Genomic DNA, 17,440 nt, shown 5'->3' on the forward strand with positions numbered 1-17,440 from the left:
GTCATGTTTCCCGCGCCTCTCTGGCGCTGTTGTCGGCCAATCGGCGGGCGACGCCCAGGGCGCCAAGGACACCCGTATCGACACAGCGGGCAAGGATGCCGCGCAGTCCGAGCAGGTCCGCCGGACGAAGCTCGGCATCCTCTATCGTGTTCCTCAAGGCGAGCACCGCTTCCGTGCGCCCGCTTATCGAGATGATGCGGCTGAAGAACATCGCATCGCCGTCAAGCGTGCCGTCAAGCAGGCCCAACAGGGTCAAAAGCGGCCCTCTGATCAGCACGTCCGATCGAGCAGCCTCATCCTTGCTCACGACGCGGACACTGGATCGCTGTCCGTCCGGGGTCACGCGGAATGCGAATGCGAGGTCCACGGGATCGATGACGAAGCAGGCCGAACGGTATTCGCCCAAGCGCTCGAAAAGGCCAGGACGCCGTCCGGCAAGCGCGCGCAAGGACAATGTCAGCAACGGACCGAGAGGCAGTCCTGCGACTGTCGGAAACAGGCGGCGAACAAATCCCGGCAACATTGGCTCGGCGTTTGGCGGCCGCATCTTCAAGCGCTGTCCGTTCTATATTCGATCATGGCAGATCTCTTACGGCCAGCTAGGCATCGCATTTCTTGCCGAGAAGCTTCGAAAAATTATCCGCGTTGGGGCAGAAATCGCGATAGTGGCTTTCGAAATCGAAGGCCTCCATATGATCGTGACATCTGCGGCGGTGGGGACATGTGATGCAGGTTCGGGACATGAAGCGGTCCTGCGCGAATTCCAGCGTTTGGAAGTCATCGGGATCGATCCCGACCGAAAGCATCGCCAAAGTGAGGAAATCCTGCGCGGCATAAGGCAGATGCATGGCGTCATCGAATTCGCCGGGCGACATGCCGATGTCGTTCAGCATGCCCGTGCACTCTTCCAGCCCAAGGGCCCAGAATTCCCTTCTCGCTGCCTTGCTTCGTCCGCGGTCCCTGAAAAAGGCGATTGCCGACCGGCATGTTTCAAGGGTGCCGTTGATTAGATTGTTGGCCATTCTGAACGTCTTCCCGATATCGACCAGCCCCTCAGGCGAGTGGACCGCTGAATTCCTCATATCGTGCGGAAACGATCGCTTCTTTGACCTAGCGCAAAGTTTTCGGGCGGCCGCCGTGTGAGAAGAATGTCGCCGACGGACCGGTCGTGCCGGACTTCGCCATGCATTATCGCCTTCTTCCCCAGTTCTCCGATCTCGGCTCCTTTCTTTCGCACCTGGAAGTGAAGGGCCAGCTTCGGGAAATCCGCGCCCCGGTCTCGACGCGTTTCGAATTGACGGAGATACACAAGAGGGTGATCGCGGCGCACGGGCCGGCGCTGCGCATGACCATGCCGATCGACGACCAGGGGACCGGTTCGTCCTTTCCGGCCGTGGCAAACATTTTCGGGACGCGCGAGCGCGTCGCATGGGGGCTGGGCACGGACATTCGCGGGCTCGAGACTCTCGGCGCTCTGCTGGCGTGGATGAGGTCCCCTCAAGCTCCGCAAAACTTGCGTCAGGCCCGCCACATGTTCTCCGCCGCGCGTGGTGCGCTGGCGGCGCGCCCGAAGATCGTTTCGTCGTCAAGACTATGGAGGGACGCGGAACCGGATTTCGCAATCCTTCCCATCCAGACCTGCTGGCCGGAGGATGCCGGTCCTCTCATCACATGGCCTGTGGTCGTCACCCGGCCGCCGGGCGAGGATGATCCCGGCAAATACAATCTGGGCATATACCGGATGCAGGTCATCGCCCGTGACCGGGCGATCATAAGATGGCTGCCCATGCGGGGCGGCGCGGCCCACCATCGCATGTGGCGGGCGAGGGGGCTCGAGATGCCCGTCGCCGTCGTCATCGGCGCGGATCCCGCCACATTGATAGCAGCGGTAATGCCGGCGCCCGAAGGCGTGTCGGAACTGGCTCTGTCCGGGATGATCAACGATCGACGGGTTGGACTGTCGCCATGCAAGAGCATCGAGCTCCATGTCCCCGCCAGTTCCGAGATCGTGCTCGAGGGAACCGTTTCACCCAATGAAACGGCGAAGGAAGGTCCCTTCGGCGACCACACCGGATACTATAACGGCGCGGAGCATTTTCCCGTCTTCAAGCTCAAGCGTATTCGCGTGAGGGACGGGGCAAACTATCTCACGACGTTCACCGGGCGCGCGCCCGACGAGCCGTCCGTCCTTGCCGAGGCGCTGCTCGACGTCTTCAAGCCTCTGCTGCGCCAGCAGATACCGGAAATTCTCGACGTCTGGCTTCCGCCGGAAGCCTGTTCCTACAGGATTGCGGTCATATCGATCGTCAAGAAATATGCCGGTCAGGCGCGGCGCGTGATGATGGGGTTCTGGTCGCTGTTGCCGCAGTTCTCGATGACCAAGATGGTCGTCGTGGTGGACGACGACATCGACATCCGGTCGTGGTCGGACGTGATGTGGGCGGTCGCCACCCGCATGGATTTCTCGCGCGATCTGATGAAGCTGGATCGTACCCCTATGGACTCCCTCGATTTCGCGTCGCCGCTGGAAGGGCTTGGAGGAAAAATCGGATTCGACGCCACGCGCAAGATCGGGTCCGAGACATCGCGCGAGTGGGGGAAGGAGCTAAGGATGTCGTCTCACATCGTTGAAAGAGTTTCCGAGCGCTGGGATGAGCTTTTTCCTCAGGCAAGCGGTTCGGTGCGAAAATGACCAAACGGATAATCGTGGGGGTGACCGGCGCGTCCGGCTCGGTGCTTGCGCTTGAGACCATACGCCAACTGGTCAGAGCTGGTGCGGAAACGCATCTTGTCGTCTCAAAAAGCGCGCGCATGACCATCGCTTACGAGCTTGGCGCCGACGGACTGGCGCAGCTTGCTTCACTCGCCAACCACACCCACAACCACCAGGACCTGGCAGCGCCGATCGCCAGCGGCTCGTTCAGAACGGACGGCATGATCGTCGTGCCCTGCTCGATGCGGACCCTTGCGGCGATGGCGCACGGCTTGGGCGACAACCTTCTGACCAGGGCGGCCGACGTCGTCCTGAAGGAGAGGCGCCGGCTGGTGGTCGTACCGCGCGAGGCGCCTCTGCACGAAGGGCATCTGGATGCGATGCTGAGATTGACGCGGATTGGAGCGATCATCGCACCGCCCGTGCCGCCATTCTATGTCAAGCCGGCTTCGATCGAGGCGATGATCGTCGAGATGGCGGCACGACTGGTTGGCTGGGTTGGCGTGGACCCCGGCGACAAGCTGACCCGGTGGGGCGAAAAGAACGTCGCGGCCCATCGGTCATTTTGATGGAGCTGCCAACGGGAGGAAGCCCCGGCGAATTTCCGGGAGCAAGAGCCAGGCATGTGATTTGAGACAGCTTCGTGGATCGGATTGCTTGCGACTGGGCTACCGTCCGACCGAGGCAAGCGCGGCGAGCTGAGCGAGCCGCCGCATCGAAAGCGCACCGTCCTTCGCGATCGTCGCGATGTCGTTGAAGAGAAAGGTGCGGGCCACTCCTTAGCCGCCGCGATGGGCCGCCTCTTTGCGCTATGCCAAATGAGCGCCGATTTTGCGCAAATGTGACCGACCGTAACGGGCTGGTGCCCGCTAGCGGAAAGCGCGTGACATCTGATCGGTAAGCGGCTTCAGCAGATAAGACCAGACGCTGTGCCGGTCCGTGCTGATATGGACCTCGGCCGGCATCCCCGGCTTGAGCTCCTTGGCGTCTGTCAGGCAGTCAGCCTTGTTTTCGACGCCGATGCGCGCCGAGAAATACGAAACCTGGCGCTGCTGGTCCTTGATCAGGTCCGCGGAAATCCACTTCACCGTGCCCTGGCAGGCGGGTGTCGTGCCGCCATCGAAAGCCGGAAAGCGGATCGAGACCGGTTGGCCGGAACGAACGTCGTCCACTCGAGGCGGAGGAATGAGCGCGTCCACGACAAGATTGTCCGCATCGGGGACGATCGTCATCAGCAACTCCCCGGGGGCGACTACACCACCCACCGTGTGGACGGTGGACTGTTGTATGGTTCCGGATTGCGGGGCGCGGATTTCCGTCTTGGTCAGTTCGTCCAGAGCGACGATCCTGCGTTCGTTGAGTTCGGTCCGCTTGGCTTCCGTTTCGCGCAACTCGGTCGTCACATCGCTGCGCCTTTTTTCATCGAGCTGCAGGATTTGCAGCTCGGTCTCGCTGATCTTGGTCTGGGCTTCCGCGACCGCCGCCGCCAGCCGGCCGGACTCGCCTTTGGCCCGTGTCGCGTCCAGTCTCACATTGCTCAACCGCTCTTTCGAAACCAGTTTCTTCGAATAGAGAGCATCCACGTCCGTCAGGTCGCGGCCGAGCAACGCCGCCGATTCATCCATCGCCACCTGCTGGGCCTTCAGGCCCTCGAGCTGACGCTCGATTTGCTGTGTCTGGCTCTTCAGAAGCGCCTTTTGCCCTGCCAATTCCGACGCCCGCGTTTCGAACAGGGCACGCTCGCCATTGACCAGTGCAGCCAGGTCCGGCTTGCTCATTTCCGCCTGCAGGCTGGCTGGAAGCGGCATGGTCGCCAGCCCCTGGCGTTCGGCCTCCAGCCGGGCAAGCCGCACCGTGGCGCGGTCGAGATCCTCGCTGATGATCTGCAGGTTCGCCCGCGGCAGCGTATCGTCCAGCCGGACCAGCACGTTGCCGGCCCGAACATGATCGCCATCTTGGGCAAAGATGCCGCTGATCGTGCCGCCGGTCTGGTGCTGGACCTTCTTGGTACTGCTTTCGACCACCACGGTTGCGGGGGCGATCACCGCACCCGCTATCTTGGTGAAGCCAAGCCATAGCCCTCCGCCAGCAATGAGCAGGCACGTGACCGCCAGTCCGCACACCAGGCTGGGTCCGATGCTGCCAGGGGCCTCGAGCGAGGAACGCTGACCGGCATCGAACCAGGCGTAAGATGGCAGGAACGCAAAGAGGCGGGGCAAGACATCACGCATGTCCGCTTACTCCCCTCTGGATCGGAATGACCGGGGACGGGCGGTGCGCGGCAGGAGAGGATGCTCGCGCCACACTCGCCAAGACCTCCTCGCGGGAGCCAAACGAGCGGACCATGCCGTTGGTCAGCACCAGAACCTGGTCGATGTTGGTGAGAGCGGACGGGCGATGCGCAACAACGATAACGATCCCTCCGCGCTGGCGCACGGCTAGAATTGCGCCCGCCAGGGCGGCATCGCCTTCGACATCGAGATTCGAGTTCGGCTCATCCAGGACGACAAGAAACGGCTCACCGTAGAGCGCTCTGGCGAGGCCGATCAGTTGCCTCTGTCCAGCGGACAAGGCCCTGCCTCCCTCGCCGATGCGCGTTTGGAAACCTTCCGGCAGATGCATGATCATCGAATAGACGCCCGCGGCCCGGGCGGCCGCAAGCACGCCTTTGGGATCGCTCTTGCCGCCGAACCTCGAGATGTTGTCGGCCACCGTCCCGTCAAAAAGTTCAACGTCCTGGGGCAGATAGCCGATATGGGCGCCGAGCGAATGCGGGTTCCACTGATCGAGAGAGGCGCCGTCCAATCTCACTTTGCCGTGCAGCGGCCTCCAGGCTCCAACCAAGGCGCGCACCAGCGTCGTCTTCCCGGAGCCGCTCGGCCCGACGATGGCCATTCCTGCGCCGCTGGACAATTGGAAATTCACATCGAGCACGGTCGGCTTCGGCGCGCCAGGCGGCGCGACCGTCAATCTCTCGACCGTCAGCCGTGTTTGCGGCCGGGGTAATTCCATGGGTTCGGTCGGGTTTTCGAACGCATCGAACGTCGCCTTGAGCTGGAAGTAGCTATGTCGGGTCGTCAGGAAGCCTTTCCAGTTTGCAATCGCCGCATCGACCGGAGCCAGCGCGCGGCCGAGCAAAATAGAAGATGCGATGATCACCCCGGGGGACGCTTCGCCGCCGATCACCAGATAGGCGCCAAGGCCCAGCACCGAAGACTGCAGCGCCATCCTCAGCGCCTTCGATAACGAACTGGTTCCTCCTATGATGTCGGAGAGCCGCTCCTGATATAGGAGGTAGCCATGAACCATGTCGCTCCAGCGCCGGGCCAGCCTGGAAGAGAGGCCCATGGCCTGAACGACCTCCGCATTGCGGCGACCGGACTCGGCAAGGGCGCGCTGCGAGATCATGGCTTCGGATGTCAGCCTGGCCGGCCTGCGGCCGAGAATTTCCGCCACCGCGGTCAACGCCACGACGGCGAGAGCGCCGACCGTCGCCAGCACGCCGAGCGAGGGGTGCAGCATATAGATGATCAGCAAGTAAAAGGGGATCCAGGGCGCGTCGAAGATGACGGTCGGCCCGGATCCTGAAAGAAAGCCGCGCAGGTGGTCGAGGTCTCGCAGCGGATCCACCCGGTCTGCCTCCCGGCCGGCCTTGAGCGGCAAAAGCACCGAAACGGCGAATGCCCTTTGGTGCAGGTTCCTGTAGAGCCGGCTGGCAATGCGGACCAAAAGGCGAAGCCGTACGAAGTCGAGCAGTCCGTAGGCTGCGTAAAGGCCCAGCATTCCAACAGTCAATCCAACCAGGGTCGGAACGCTCTGGGACGGCAGCACCCGGTCATAGACCTGGAGCATATAGAGGGACCCGGTCAGCGCCAGGATATTTGTCACCGCGGAAAAAAGCCCAACGCCAAGCAATCCCGGTGCGCAATCCGACATCGCGGTGCGTAAAAGGGAAGGTAACTCTTGCTGGGTCTTCATAGCCTGCTGTCTTTCACGCGGAAATGCCGCGTGGCTTTCTTGGCTTTGGCCAATATGGGAAACCTCTACTGCTGAGATAGATCCGGGCGAAATTTCCGGACATGAGGCGTTGCTAACATATTCGAACTTTAATCAAAATGAAGCAAAATCGTGGCGAAACCCGCGGTCGAGAGCCGGCAAATCGGTGATATTCGGGGACAAGGACTGCGCGAAGCTTCACGCTTTCTGGAGCGAGCGTGCTGAAAATGCGGAGTTTTTTCGCGGACGGAGGTTGTCGATCACCAGGCTCCGATCAATTATTTTGACCGGTGAAATCCGTATGTGATTTCTTTCTAATGTACCTTTCCGCTAGGCAGACGGGTGTTGGGGGCGTTGCCGAATTAGAAGGAACTCATATGGCAACTCTCCATTATGCAGCGGGCGGCTCTGCCGCCGACGTGGCAGCCGCAGGGTTCAATCTCGTCGATGTTCAGTACCTTTCGCAGGTAAACGCACTGCCCGACGGAATGAAGGCGTTGGTCTATCTCAACGCCCATGATGGCGTTACCCAGTCGTTCATTGATCAAGTTACTCCATTCCTTAACAATCCAAAGGTATTTGGGTTCTATCTGACGGATGAGCCGGATCCTACCGGCAGGTGGGGGACTTATGCGACCGCGGCAGATCTGAAGGCGGAATCCGACTGGATCCATTCTCATTTCCCGGGTGCAAAGACTTTCATCACGATGATGAACATGGGGTCTATCGCCGACCCGAGCTTCGCCAATACCTACAACCCGGAAAACACGGGCATCGACTATTACGGCGTCGGTGCTTATGCGATCACTTCCAAGACAGCCAGCAATCCGGACTACAACATGATCGATCGCATGGTTGCGGCTGCGGTTGCTTCAGGGATTCCGGCTGACCGCATCATCCCGGAGTACCAGGCTTTCGGCGGCGGAAACTGGGTAAGCGAAAATGGCGGCTCCTTCGTCGTCCCGACCGCTGACCAGGAAAAGATCATGATGGATCACTGGGCCAAGCTGGTTCCTTCGCCGGCATTCGACTTCACGTATGCCTGGGGCTCGCAGAACGGCGACACCGCGCTCGGGAACTCCCCGGAACTGCAGGCCTTCTTCCTGCAGCACAATACCAGCTCGACCTCGTCGACGCAGCCGTCGACCACAGAGCCGACGCAGCCGACAACCTCCGAGCCGATACCCACCTCGGAGGCGACACCACCACCGTCCGATCCCACTTCGCCAACGACCGACCCCACGACGTCAACGACCAACCCGACGACGCCGACGACCGACCCGACGACAATAGCCACAGATCCTTCAAGCGGCGATCACATTGTCCATGGAGGCAAGGGCAACAACACCTACCATATCGACAATGCGCACGACAAAGTGATGGAAGCTGCAGGCGCCGGCTTCGACAAGGTGATGGCCTCGGTCAGCTATGCCCTGTCTGCCGGCTCGCATATCGAGCAGCTCTCCACCTCCAGAACCGGCGGCAAGACGGCGATCGACCTGACCGGCAACGAGTTCGCCCAGAAGATCAACGGCAACTATGGCGACAACAAAATCAACGGTGGCGGAGGGTCCGACATATTGAAGGGCTATGGCGGCCACGACGCCTTCGTGTTCAACACGGCTCTTGGGGCTGGAAACGTCGACAGGATCGTCGACTTCAACGTTTCCCAAGACAAGATCTACCTCGACCACGCCATATTCGCCGGACTTCAGAAGGGCGCGCTCCCGGCCGGCGATTTCCACATTGGTCAAGGCGCGCAGGACGCCAGCGACCACATCATCTACAACAGCCGGACTGGGGCGCTCTCTTTCGACAGCGACGGAGTTGGCGGCAATGCTCAGACGCAATTCGCCTCCCTCACCCCGCATCTCCACCTTGACGAACACTCCTTTTTTGTAATCTGACGGAGCGCCTTGCCGGCAGGAGCGAACTGACGCTCCTGCCGGTTTCCGCCCCAGAGACGGGCTTCGCGCCGTTTCACGATTCAAGCCCGGTCAAACCGGACCATTCCTCGGTTGGAGGATGAGGTCGGCTCTCCTCCGTCAGCGCCTTGCCACCCAATCAGATCCTGTAGCCGGCGCTCTCCCCTGGCGTTTGGTCCGCCCAACTCCAAAACCTCCCTGGCTTTTTCCGTGCGGGGCTGCAGCCATCGTCGCATTCCCGGGGCAAGGCGGGCCGGGCCGTAGTCATTGAATCTGCATCAGTTTACGGGCTCCAGCCGATCGCCCTGCGTCTTCATCATTCGAACGGACGAGGACAACAATCGGACCCGCCCCTAGCTTGGAAAACGAGACGAGCGCGTCCCGCGACTGTAGCGGGACCGTGAAAGACGATCCAAGTTCGGACCACTCAACTGGTGGACCGCGGGTTTTTGGGAGCGGCAAAATGAGCCCGCACCTGGTGTGTGTAGGAGGCGAGGATCACGCGCTTAGAATTCCATTTCTTATGGAGCTGCGTGAGAGGGGCTTTCGAGTCTCGGCCGTCTCGACCGGCGACGACGCCCCGTTCCTGAGACACGGGATTGCGCACAGACGCTACGGGTTTGACCGCTTTGCCAGCGGCAGCGGCAAAGCGGGCACGGTCAGGACACTTCGCAGGTTGATAGCGGAGTTGCGCCCGGACATCGTCCAGAGTTTCGATACAAAGCCCAACCTGTTGACGCCGCTGGCGGTACGTGGACAGGTTCCGGTTGTCCGCACGATCAACGGGCTGGGCTGGACCTTCTCATCTATCGGCCCGCGCGCCTTGGCGCTTCGGCCGATCTTCTGCGGTCTGCAATGGCTTGTGTCCTTCTGGACGGCCGCGACGGTGTTCCAGAACCGTGACGATCAGTCGTTCTTTGAACGTTATCGGCTGCTCGGGCGTGGCGACGGACGCCTGATCGGCGGATCCGGCATCGATATCGACGCATTCACGGCCGCGAGGCGCCTTGGTCCGTCGGCGGCGAGGATGCGCCAGGAATTCGGGCTTCAATCCGCCGAAGTCGTCATGTTCGTCGGCCGACTGACCCGTCAAAAAGGGATACCTACCCTCCTCAAGGCGGTGCCGAAGGTTCTCGCCAAAAGGCCGAATGCGCGCTTCGTGCTCATCGGCCCATGGCAGTCCGAAGGACCGTTCGCCGTCGACGAATCGGAAATTCGACGGTTTGGTTCCGATGTCGTCGTTTTGGGGAAGCGCCAGGATGTTCCCGCCCTTCTGGGCATGGCTGACATATTCGCCTTCCCGACCGAATACCGCGAGGGAATCCCGCGTGTGTTGCTGGAAGCCGGGCTCGCCGGTCTGCCGATCGTTGCCTCAAGGATGCCAGGGTGCAGCGACGTCGTCCAAGACGGGTGGAACGGCTACCTGGTTGCGCCGCGCGACCAGGACGCCCTGGCAAATCGCATCGTTGACCTTCTCTCGGATCGTCCTGTTGCTGCGGCCATGGGCAGCCGGTCTGCCGCACTTGTCCGTGAGCGGTTTGCGCTATCGTCGATCGTCGACCAGTACTGCGACCTGTACGACAAAACCCTCAGCGGTAGGTCCTGCGGCGGATCGATTAGACGGCGCCCGATCGCGCCAGAGCACGACCTCGCGGATAGCCGGTTGGGCGGAGTGCGCGGATGATCCGGGACGCGCTCCTCGCTTTTGGGGTTGTGATGGCCGGCGCGACGCAGCTCAATATTCCGGGCTCGTCCTTCGGCTATGGTGAATTGTCCCTAACCCTCTGGATCATGCTGTCGATCGGACGAATACTCGCCGGGGGTCGTATCGAGTTTACACCCGCCCTGACCAGTCTGGCCGGCTTCTGGCTGGTGATGGCGGTCACTCTCGCTATCGGCACCATAGTCGCTTATTTGACCACGGTCATATTTTTAACCGGGCTGATACACGACACCGTAGCGTATCTTCTGTTGGTCAGCATCACCTGTCTGGCGGCCGCAGAGCCTGACGCCGATCGCCATTTTCGTCGCTCTACCTGGTGGCTGCTTGCAATCGCGAATACGGCCCTTGCCATTCAGGTGATCCAGGGCTGGGGGTGGATCCCACAGGCCGGCGTCGAGTCCTGGTATTGGGATCGCTTTCGCGGCTGGTCCGAGAATCCGAACCAGCTCGCGCTGTACTGCGCGATATTCGGTACGCTGGCCTTGCATCTTGCGACAACCACCGGCAATCGATGGGGCAGGTTCGTCGGCATCGCCAGCGTGTTCTTCACCTTCTACGTCGGGAGGCTGACGAAGAGCGATGCCTTTTTGTACACCAGTATCCTGACTTATCTCACCTTCCTCGGGCTGCAGATCAGGACGTGGCTCAAGACGGCTGGCGCCAAGGTCAGCCTTCCGCGGCAAGCTCTCGTTCTCTTGCTGATCGGCAGCGTTCCGTTGGCGATGTCGGTCACTCCCTATGTCCTGTCGGAGGCGACCATCCTCGAAAGCTTCGCCAAGAGCCTGACCAAGGACAAGGGCGGCGAAGCCACAGCCGAAACCGCCGAGCTTCGCTTGTATCTCTGGAACGCAGCATTGGAGAAAGGCGCGCAATCAGGGTCGCTGGGACTCGGGCCAGGTGCGCATGTCGGCCGCCCACCCACGTGGGACAGACAATTTGATGCTCTGACACGACCCTTTGAGGCCCACAGCACCATCCTCGATCTGTACACCCAAGGTGGCATCATCTCGGTGCTTGCGCTTGTCTGGATCGTCGGCGCCGCCATCATGTCGGCGTGGCGTGCGAAGCTGGACGCGCTGTTGGCGCTCATGGTGTCAATCGTCATCTTCAGCATGCCGCACCTGATTATCCGCCATCCCATCGTGTGGTTTGCGATAACCTTTTGCCTTGTTGCGGGAACGCCTCGCGCTTTCCGTCAGCGGCTCATATCCATCGAGGCCATGTGATGTGCGGGATCGCTGGAATTCTTCTCGCACCCGATACGGCCGATCCCACGTCGCTCGAGGCGATAGGGCAAATGACGACGGCGCTCCGACACCGCGGGCCGGATGGCGAAGGACTGTGGACAGATCGGGAAGCCGGCATTGCGCTGGGCCACCGGCGGCTGGCGATCGTCGATCTGTCGGCGGCGGGGCGACAGCCCATGCGTTCTTCCAGCGGCAGATATGTGATCACCTTCAACGGAGAAATCTACAATTTCAGAGACCTGCGGCGCGAGCTCGAAGATGCCGGCCACCAGTTTCGCGGCACCGGTGACACCGAAGTGATGCTGTGCGCCATCGAGACGTGGGGTCTCGAGGCCGCCCTCAAACGCTTTGCGGGCATGTTCGCGTTTGCGTTGTGGGACCTGAAGACCAGGACCCTTCATCTCGCCCGGGATCGAATGGGCAAAAAGCCGCTTTACGTCGCATCGGCCGGGCACGCCCTGGTCTTTGCGTCCGAGCTGAAGGCGATCAGGTGCTTTCCGGGCTTCTCCCCCGAACTCGATCTCGATGCCGCCGCCGACATGCTTTCGCGAGGATGGGTGCCCGATCACAGATGCATCTGGCGGGGAGCGTTCAAGCTGCCGCCCGGTTCCCTTCTCTCCGTCAGACCCTCGGATCTTGCCGAGGCGGGCGGTGCCGTCTCCCTTTCCCAGCGCGTGAATCACTGGTGGTCGCTGGCCGAAGTCGCCGCCAAAGGTCGGGAACGGCCGATCGTCGGCAGCGACGATGACCTGACCGACGAACTGGATGACCTGCTTCGGCTCGCCGTTCGCGAACGGATGGTCGCCGACGTGCCGTTGGGCGCCTTTCTGTCAGGCGGTGTCGACAGCTCTACCGTCGTGGCCTTGATGCAGGCTCAATCCAGAACTCGGGTGCGAACCTTCACCATCGCTTTCGGGGAAGGTGGCTTTGACGAAGCTCCCTACGCAGCCGAGGTCGCGAGACATCTGGGCACCGACCACACAGAGCTTCACCTTTCATCCAGCGCTGCGCGCGCCGTCATTCCGGAGTTGCCGCGGATATGGGACGAACCGTTCGCCGACGAATCTCAGATACCAACGCTGCTGGTGGCCCGGCTCGCCCGGCAGCACGTTACAGTGGCTCTGTCGGGCGACGGTGGAGATGAGTGCTTCGCCGGCTACGGCCGCCACTTCATGGCGGATCGGCTGAGACGTCACGAAAGGCTCCCGTTAGTACTGCGGCGAACGATGGCAGCGGGCCTGGGACTGCTGGCCCGTGCAGCGCGCGAGGATTTGATGCGCAGCCTGCCGCTTTCGGCAAACATTCGCCATATGCTGCGGAGCGACCGGCTCGATCGCCTCGCAGGGTTGCTCACCGCAACTCACGAAGACGAGCTATATCGACGGTTGGTGGGATCATCGACCAGGAGCCTCGCTCGCCACAGCCCGCCAGCATCGATCGACGGCACACCACAGCTTGACGGGTTGTTGTCCCGAATTCTGTATGACGATATGGCCGGCTATTTGCCCAGCGACATACTGGTGAAGCTGGACCGCGCGACCATGGCAAACAGCCTTGAGGGACGGTGTCCACTGCTCGATCACCGGGTTGTCGAATTCGCCTGGCGCCTTCCGTCCAACGTGAAGGTTCGCGATGGCGGCGGCAAATGGATCCTTCGTCACGTGCTGCGTCGTTATGTTCCGCAGCGGCTGATCGACCGGCCGAAGCAAGGGTTCGATGTTCCCATTGCAGCCTGGCTGAGAGGTCCGCTGCGCATCTGGGCCAACGATCTTGTCGCCGATATGCGCGGTTCCGGCGACGGGATCTTCGACATTGCGAAGGTGAATGCATGCTGGCGCGATCACATCGACGGCAGGCACGACCATTCTCGCGAATTGTGGCCGGCTCTCATGTTCCAGGCCTGGCACAACGATGCGAGGCGGCTATCAGTGCCAGAAACGGGGCTCTCTCGCGTGCCCGAACTTACAGGAGTATAAGATGGAAGGGTCCAAAGTCAGCCGCATCCATCTTCCGCATGCCACTGAAATGCCGGTGCCTGGACGCGAAATCAACCAGCGTCTGAGACGGCCGCTGCGCGAACAGATGGACACGCAAACACCGGTCCATCAGCTTGTTGTTACCCTTCAGCGAAAAAGGTGGTTCCTGCTTGCCATGATCATCGCAGGAGGTGTCCTGGCCGCGCTTTCGGGCCTTGCCCGTCCACCATTGTACGAAGCTACCACACAGGTGTTCGTCGACGCACCCAGCAGAGCAGCCCCTGCCGGTGGTCTGATCTCTGCTCAGGATATGCTGGACTCCAGCATGGACGACCATATCACCATGCTCTCGTCGCAAAGCCATTTGCGAAGCGTAGTGGCGGCGCTGCGCAAGATGGACGCTGCCGATGCTGCAAATCAGCCTGGTGCTGGAACCGGAAGCCCTCCTCTCGATACTGATCGCGTCGAGCCGAAATCGCGCTCGGTCCTGAACAATCTGCTGGCCAAACTTTGGCCGCGAAGCACGCCGGCGGAGCCAGATGCGGCTGAACTCAAGGTGCTGCGCGAGGGCTTAAGGATTGGACAGGAACTGAGATCCAGAGTTATCAGCGTCGGCTTTACCGATCCTGATCCGGCGAGAGCCGCTCTGGTGGCCAATACGTTCGTCCAAGTCTATATCGGCGATCTTACAGCCAAAAGTCAGGCTTCGGACAGGCAGGAACTCGACTCGATAGTCGCCGGACTGCCGACTATACAAGACAGTCTCGCGGAAGCGACTGATCGTCTGGAGAGGTATCGACTGAGTCACGGCGCAGTCGATCAGGGTGCGGCGGACAACGCTGCCAAGGAGACGGCCGAACTCACCCAGCAGATATCGATGTCCAAAGCGGATCTCGCTGCGATGGAATCCCGTCTTCAACATATTGAGGACCTTCGCAAGCAGGGCGCACCAGTCGCCTCGCTGGTCGAAGCCATCGGCACGCCTGAGTTGGCCGACCTGGCGGCTCGCCAGGCCGGCGCGCCGGCAGACAAGGATCTGAGCAAAGCGATTGACAGCGAGGTCGAGCACGGCCTCGCGCGTATCGCCGCGGAGGTGAACATCTATCGGGCTCAGGTACGGGCTCTGGAAGAGCGTAAGAATGTCCTCGACGCGGTCGTGGCAGATACAGCCGGGCGGCTCTCGGGACTGCGCGCGCTCGAGCCGCAGGTGAGCATCCTGACGCAGCGATACAATGACCTGTTGGCCCGGCAACAGGACCTAAAGCGGCGCATAGCAAGTCCATCCCCCAGCGTCGGAATTCTTTCCGCGGCGTGGCCGCCCACGAATGCAACAACCCTTCCGCCAATTTTCCTCGTTCCGCCGGGTATGATTCTGTTCGGCCTGATCGGAGGGATCCTGGTACTTGTCCGCCAACGCTTTGACCGCACTTTGCGCGGCGAGGTCGAAGCTGAAGCAGCGCTCAGGGTTCCGTGCCTGGGATTGATACCCCAGGCTCCAACGACGCACGCGAAGCGGCTGCAGCAGCTGGTTTTGGGCCAGCAGGAGTCTCGATACAGCCGTGCCGTGACATCCCTGCTCGTCGCGGCGGCACCAAATCAACTGAGAGTTCGTTCGCCGCACATCATGCTGATCACCTCCAGCGTGCCCGAAGATGGAGCGACCGAACTTGCATGGAGCCTGGCATTGGCGGCCACGCGGCTGGGCGGTCGAGTCCTTCTGGTCGATCTTGAACCCAAGGGCGCGCAGCTCACACTCGAGTTTCTGCATCAATTCAGTGGACCAAAGGCTCGCCATTCTTTCGCGGACTATGTGGGCAATCGCTGCGCCTTGGAGGATGCGGTTACCGGCATGCCTGAGGTCGGAATCGACCTAATGACCCTCGGTCCCTCGGAAGATCTGCTGACTCTGCTGTCCCGTGGGAACGGGTCCGAAGTGATGGAGGATCTGCACTCGGCTTATAGCGTCGTCATCATAATTGGACCATCGGGGCTCGGGAGGCCGGAAGCCAGGTTCCTCACTGGATGGGCGGATGTGGTGCTTTTCGCAGTCCGGTGGGCGAAGACGCAACGTCATGTCGCCCGCGGCGTGCTGGAACTGCTTCAGGGAGACGATTCTAGTTCGGTACCGGTCGGGAGCGTCCTTACGCGGGTGAACCTCAAGAAGCATGCCGGATATCGGCTCGGCGACAGCGCCGATCTCTTGCGCGAGAAGGTATGACGAGAGCTGCAGGCTCGTCCTCAAGCAACGATAATTGCATGAACGGGCGCGAGTATCGCCCTGGGGCCACTGCCTATACGCCGAGCGGCCGTCCTCAAACGGGGTGGTGGTCCTTGCGGCTTGGCTGCCCGAACAACCCATCATTCGCAGCAAGCGGTTCGTTGCTATTTGACTTAATGGAGCCGTAGCGCCGACGACGAGACTTTGTCGATCCTCGCCCAGAGTGCGTTCCCGCCCAGCGTCGATGCGTTCTTGACCGCATATGCCCACGCTGGCAAGCGTGACGGCGAAATCGCAAGCGCAGTCAGACCCTGCGCAATCCGTTGAGCTTTGCTTCGTGGCAGGGCGCGGACGAATTCACTCAGGGTGCCTGGTTTCTCGCCCTTGCGCAAATAGCTGTTCACGATGTCTTGCTTGAGGAATCCAAGCAGGTTGAACGGTTCTCGCTCACATTTGGTCAATTGCAGATCGTGCCGTCGGCACATGGCATCGAACGCTTCTTTCGTCCAGCGACCGATGTGGTTTGGTGGCATGTCTATGAGGGAGCCGTGGGACTCCATATAGTAGGTCCTGTTTTCGTTTGGCACTGCAATGAATACAGAACCCTGCTGCCTTAAGAGGAATTTCAATCGAGAGAAGACGTCATCCACGTGATCCATGTGCTCAAAGACTTGAAACAAACAAATAAAGTCAAATGCCTCTCTCATAGAATCGAAGCTACTCTCTCGAACGTCGTTCGAAAAAGTCTTGAAACCTTTTGCAGACAGTACGGACTGCGATTCTTCGTTATAGTCGACCGCAGAAATATCTGAGACGTCGAAGAATTTATTCTTCACGCGGTCGAGAAAGTAGCCGAAACCGGCTCCTACGTCGACAACGGTCTTTCCTTTGGTCTTCAAGCCCGTAAGCTCGACGATTGTTCGCGCATATTCCCATCTCATGGTTGGATAGGAGGGGTGCGCCCAGGCCAAGTTATAAAATTCGATGCCGCCCGCGACGAAGGGATCTGCGAAACCGAATCCGCAATCTGAGCATTTGCGGATATCGCAGGCGTCGCGGCCCCAGAGATCCGAGAGGTGGCTCGTCAGCTTTCGAGAGCGCTCGGGGTCTTGCCGCGGATTAATGAAGTGTCGGGAGGCCTCGTCGGCTGTCACTTCGAACAATTTCGCAGTTGATTTGCTGCCACACGCCGGACAGATGGTCATCACGCTTGTCCCTAAAGCCCTGACCGCACGAAGCCGCGATTCCGAATTGGCAAATGCACTCGACGTGACCTTACGATGGGGACCGAACGTCACCATCATTTATCTGAATGACATCGTTCGGCGGAGTGGCGCCGCAATGAGTCCTCATGCTGCACAGGGTAGAGGCCTCGAGGTTGAGAGACGCCTTCTGCCAGCCCGGAAGTTCGCAATTGTTGAACCCTCGCGCCGGTTTCCGTGGGCGCATCGGCAGATGCCGATACTCGGAATGAAAGCCCCTTTGCGATGACTTGCATCGAGCAGCGGAACTCATGATCCAGCCGCTCTGCCGAATCCGGTCATTCAGGTGAATGATGGCGAGGCCCTGCGCCCATCGTAAGCTCTCCTTGCCGTGATGACTTTGCCTCTTCGGAAGCGCCAATTCATGTCAGATAGGGGCC

General features: G+C 60.7%; 12 protein-coding genes. 8 read left to right on the top strand and 4 right to left on the bottom strand.

All coding sequences use genetic code 11. From position 1 onward, the window contains the following. Position 1 precedes the first annotated feature (1 nt). The gene (locus tag EJ070_RS12415; RefSeq protein WP_245464859.1) at positions 2–367 is read right to left on the bottom strand and encodes an SCP2 sterol-binding domain-containing protein; all 366 of its coding nucleotides are present in this window, start codon (positions 365–367) and stop codon (positions 2–4) included. 7 nt (positions 368–374) lie between these two features. Between EJ070_RS12415 and EJ070_RS37020 the strand changes: the two genes are divergently transcribed. The 3 genes from EJ070_RS37020 (at position 375) to EJ070_RS12430 (ending at position 3,282) form a co-directional block, all read left to right on the top strand. After that, positions 375–1,010 (top strand): hypothetical protein, encoded by a 636-nt coding sequence (locus EJ070_RS37020; protein ID WP_245464860.1) that lies wholly within the window; start codon positions 375–377, stop codon positions 1,008–1,010. 173 nt (positions 1,011–1,183) lie between these two features. Further along, positions 1,184–2,692, top strand: a complete 1,509-nt coding sequence (locus EJ070_RS12425) for a UbiD family decarboxylase (RefSeq protein WP_126095722.1) — start codon at positions 1,184–1,186, stop codon at positions 2,690–2,692. Continuing rightward, complete coding sequence (locus EJ070_RS12430) at positions 2,689–3,282, top strand: UbiX family flavin prenyltransferase (RefSeq protein ID WP_126091623.1); 594 nt, start codon at positions 2,689–2,691, stop codon at positions 3,280–3,282. Before EJ070_RS12425 ends, EJ070_RS12430 begins: the two co-directional genes overlap by 4 nt. A gap of 300 nt (positions 3,283–3,582) precedes the next feature. Here the strand turns inward: EJ070_RS12430 and EJ070_RS12435 are convergent, their stop codons facing one another. Then, complete coding sequence (locus EJ070_RS12435) at positions 3,583–4,944, bottom strand: HlyD family type I secretion periplasmic adaptor subunit (protein ID WP_126091624.1); 1,362 nt, start codon at positions 4,942–4,944, stop codon at positions 3,583–3,585. Beyond that, positions 4,937–6,649 (bottom strand): type I secretion system permease/ATPase, encoded by a 1,713-nt coding sequence (locus EJ070_RS12440; protein ID WP_189350633.1) that lies wholly within the window; start codon positions 6,647–6,649, stop codon positions 4,937–4,939. Before EJ070_RS12440 ends, EJ070_RS12435 begins: the two co-directional genes overlap by 8 nt. A gap of 437 nt (positions 6,650–7,086) precedes the next feature. Between EJ070_RS12440 and EJ070_RS12445 the strand changes: the two genes are divergently transcribed. The 5 genes from EJ070_RS12445 to EJ070_RS12465 all read left to right on the top strand — a co-directional run bounded on the left by EJ070_RS12445 (position 7,087) and on the right by EJ070_RS12465 (position 15,798). Then, a complete protein-coding gene (locus EJ070_RS12445; RefSeq protein ID WP_126091626.1) occupies positions 7,087–8,616 on the top strand; it encodes a calcium-binding protein in 1,530 nt (509 codons plus the stop codon). Between the two features lie 481 nt (positions 8,617–9,097). Continuing rightward, positions 9,098–10,318: a glycosyltransferase gene (locus EJ070_RS12450; RefSeq protein WP_126091627.1), complete on the top strand. Its 1,221-nt coding sequence runs from the start codon at positions 9,098–9,100 to the stop codon at positions 10,316–10,318. Next, the gene (locus EJ070_RS12455) at positions 10,315–11,583 is read left to right on the top strand and encodes a polymerase (RefSeq protein WP_126091628.1); all 1,269 of its coding nucleotides are present in this window, start codon (positions 10,315–10,317) and stop codon (positions 11,581–11,583) included. Before EJ070_RS12450 ends, EJ070_RS12455 begins: the two co-directional genes overlap by 4 nt. Next, a complete protein-coding gene (gene asnB / locus EJ070_RS12460) occupies positions 11,583–13,580 on the top strand; it encodes an asparagine synthase (glutamine-hydrolyzing) (protein WP_126091629.1) in 1,998 nt (665 codons plus the stop codon). The genes EJ070_RS12455 and asnB overlap by 1 nt, the downstream gene beginning before the upstream one ends. Position 13,581: 1 nt before the next feature. After that, on the top strand, positions 13,582–15,798 hold the full coding sequence (locus EJ070_RS12465; protein ID WP_126091630.1) for an exopolysaccharide transport family protein: 2,217 nt from the start codon (positions 13,582–13,584) through the stop codon (positions 15,796–15,798). 173 nt (positions 15,799–15,971) lie between these two features. Here the strand turns inward: EJ070_RS12465 and EJ070_RS12470 are convergent, their stop codons facing one another. Next, a complete protein-coding gene (locus EJ070_RS12470) occupies positions 15,972–17,003 on the bottom strand; it encodes a methyltransferase domain-containing protein (RefSeq protein WP_189350507.1) in 1,032 nt (343 codons plus the stop codon). Positions 17,004–17,440: the final 437 nt, after the last annotated feature.

It is taken from the genome of Mesorhizobium sp. M1E.F.Ca.ET.045.02.1.1, assembly GCF_003952485.1.
Taxonomy (GTDB): domain Bacteria; phylum Pseudomonadota; class Alphaproteobacteria; order Rhizobiales; family Rhizobiaceae; genus Mesorhizobium.